The following is a 3,102-nucleotide window of genomic DNA, read 5'->3' on the forward strand; positions in this document are numbered from 1 at the left end:
GTGTCGGCAGGCGCGAGGTCACGGGCCACCAGCACATAGGGCTCGTCGCTGTCGGGGACGCCCGGCATCGGCACTCCCAGCAGACGGGCGACAAACCGATTCCGCGGGCGGTGGGACGTACAGGAGGCGCTGACGCCCGGTCGCTGAAGAGGTGGGGGTCATACCAGGGCAACGCGGCAGAGCCGGGCAGGTCACCGGATGGTGGAATCGGGCGTTCGTTCAGTGCCGCGCACGACCCCGGGCGCACTGAACCGCACCACGGCGGTCTGCGGGCCGTGGTGCGGGGCAGTTGCGGAAGTGGAGCGGGCGGGCGAGAAGAGCCCGCGCTCAGGCCGCCTGGCGGCGCATGACCGGGACCCTGATGGGGCGTGAGCCCGGGCCGCCGACGTGCGAGAAGGGCTGGGTCCGCCAGTCGAGCCCCTGAGGGAGCGTCAACAGCAGCGCGGTGTCCTGCTCCTGCGGTTCCGCGGACTCGTCCGCGGGGCGGGCGTCCGTGGCCATGCGGCCGGTCCCGGCGCAGACCGTGAGCCCGAAGGGGTTCCACGGTGAGGCGCACATCGCGTGCTCCGGCAGAACCTCCTCGTCCGCCAGCAGGGCGATGGGCTGCGCGCAGTCCGGGCAGACGACCCGGAACATCTCGAACGTGTCGTAGGCGTCGAGTTCGTCGTCGAAGGAGTCGGGTTCGACACCCTCCGGCTCGGGCTCGACGACGAGCTGCTGCCGCTTGGGTGCGGTGCGACCAGGGCGCTTAAGACTCTGCATTGGGTTCTCCCCCTCGGACTGGGCCGTAACGGGCACTGCGGCCTCGGCCACAGCAAGCACTTCCCGTCCCCCCTGGGCGGTAATCACGAGAACATCACGGAGACTGTTCGAGGCCTGTGGCGTTCGTCACATGCCCCGTGCGAGTGTCCACTGCGGTGCGTTTGTCCCCCGGACGGCTGACCGTCGGCTTCCGGCCACATCACGAACCGGGCATGACCTGGGCTGCTCAGGTATCCGAGGAGATCAACCGCACTGTAGGTTCTTGCGTCATGGAGGAGCTGGACCGACAGATCGTGCAGCTGCTCGTCGAGGACGGGCGGATAAGCTACACCGACCTGGGCAAGGCCACGGGGCTGTCCACGTCGGCCGTGCATCAGCGAGTGCGGCGGCTGGAGCAGCGGGGTGTCATCCGGGGCTATGCCGCGGTCGTCGACCCGGAGGCCGTGGGGCTGCCGATGACGGCGTTCATCTCGGTGAAACCGTTCGATCCCAGCGCGCCGGACGACATCGCCGACCGGCTGGCCGACGTGCCCGAGATCGAGGCCTGCCACAGCGTCGCGGGCGACGAGAACTACATCCTCAAGGTGCGGGTGGCGACGCCGCACGAGCTGGAGGAGCTGCTGGCCCGGTTGCGGTCGCTGGCCGGGGTGTCCACGCGGACGACGGTGGTGTTGTCCACGCCGTACGAGGCGCGACCGCCGCGGATCTGAAGGCCGGTTGTCGGTTACGGGTCGTGCGGGACTGTTCGCGCGGTTCACCGCGCCCCTGATTCAGGCGTCGCCCACGGCCCTGTGAGACTGTGCTCCATGAGTGAGTCCACCGCCCCGCCCAAGACCGTTCTTCTCCGCCGTGGAGAGGTCCACAGCCCCGCCGACCCCTTCGCCACCGCGATGGTCGTGGAGCGGGGACAGATCGCCTGGGTCGGGTCCGAAGGGGCCGCTGACGCCTTCGCGGACGGGGTCGACGAGGTGGTCGACCTGGACGGGGCGCTGGTCACCCCGGCGTTCACCGATGCGCATGTGCACACGACGGCCACGGGCCTGTCCCTGACCGGGCTCGACCTCTCCGGCGCCCCCACGCTGGAGGCCGCCCTCGCCCTCGTCCGGGAGTTCGCCGCCGCCCGTCCGGACGACCGGGTGCTGCTCGGACACGGATGGGACGCCGCCCGCTGGCCCGGAGGCAGGCCCCCGACACGGGCCGAGCTCGACGAGGCCGCCGGGCACCGGCCTTTCTACCTCAGCCGGATCGACGTCCACTCGGCGGTCGTGAGCACCGCCCTGCTCGACGCGGTGCCCGATGTCACCCGTGAGGACGGTCCGCTCACCGCCGACGCCCATCATGCCGTGCGGGCCGCCGCGTTCGCCGCCGTGACGCCTCAGCAGCGCACCGAGGCGCAGCGGGCCGCGCTCGCGCACGCCCTCTCGCTGGGGATCGGCACGCTCCACGAGTGCGCCGGGCCGGAGATCTCCGCCGAGGACGACTTCACCGGCCTGCTGCACCTCGCCGCGGCGGAAGACGGGCCACGCGTCGTCGGCTACTGGGCCGAGCAGGACGTCGCCAAGGCGCGGGAGCTGGGCGCGGCCGGAGCCGCGGGCGACCTGTTCGTCGACGGCGCCCTCGGCTCGCACACGGCCTGCCTGCACCAGCCGTACGCCGACGCCGGGCACAACGGCATCGGCTACCTGGACGCCGACGCGGTCGCGGCGCACGTCGTGGCGTGCACCGAGGCGGGCCTGCAGGCCGGTTTCCACGCCATCGGCGACGCGGCCGTGGACGGCGTGGTGGAGGGCGTGCGCGCCGCCGCCGAGAAGCTCGGGCTCGGCAGGATCCGGGCCGCCCGGCACCGCGTCGAGCATGCCGAGATGCTCACCCCGCAGAGCGTCGCCGCCTTCGCCGAACTCGGCCTCACCGCCTCCGTGCAGCCCGCCTTCGACGCCCTGTGGGGCGGCGGGGAGGGCATGTACGCGCAGCGGCTCGGGAAGGAGCGGGCCCGGGCTCTGAACCCCTTCGCGGCCCTGCTGCGCGCCGGTGTCCCGCTCGCCTTCGGTTCCGACAGCCCGGTCACCCCGCTCGACCCGTGGGGTACGGTCCGGGCCGCCGCGTTTCACCGCACGCCGGAGCACCGCGTCTCCGTGCGCGCCGCGTTCACGGCGCACACGCGCGGCGGCTGGCGGGCCGTCGGACGGGACGACGCGGGCGTTCTGGTCCCGGGTGCCCCCGCCGACTACGCCGTCTGGCGCACCGGCTTCCAGGTCGGCCGAGCTGACGGGCTCCTCCAGCCACCGCACGTCCCACTCGTCATGGAACCTGCGCGCCCAGTACAGCGCCTCTTTGCGCGAG

General features: G+C 72.6%; 3 protein-coding genes. 2 read left to right on the forward strand and 1 reads right to left on the reverse strand.

Annotated features, from left to right (window positions below):
- Positions 1 to 327: 327 nt before the first annotated feature.
- The gene (locus ABZ281_RS43940; protein ID WP_356663819.1) at positions 328 to 762 is read right to left on the reverse strand and encodes a hypothetical protein; all 435 of its coding nucleotides are present in this window, start codon (positions 760 to 762) and stop codon (positions 328 to 330) included.
- Between the two features lie 269 nt (positions 763 to 1,031).
- Here ABZ281_RS43940 and ABZ281_RS43945 point away from each other — a divergent pair, with 269 nt between their 5' ends.
- Positions 1,032 to 1,472, forward strand: coding sequence for an Lrp/AsnC family transcriptional regulator (locus tag ABZ281_RS43945; protein WP_356663821.1), 441 nt, complete (start codon positions 1,032 to 1,034; stop codon positions 1,470 to 1,472).
- 96 nt (positions 1,473 to 1,568) lie between these two features.
- The coding region (locus tag ABZ281_RS43950) for an amidohydrolase (protein ID WP_356663823.1) at positions 1,569 to 3,102 on the forward strand (1,534 nt) is incomplete at its 3' end.

The sequence above is a fragment of the Streptomyces sp. NPDC006265 genome, assembly GCF_040613555.1.
Lineage (GTDB): Bacteria > Actinomycetota > Actinomycetes > Streptomycetales > Streptomycetaceae > Streptomyces.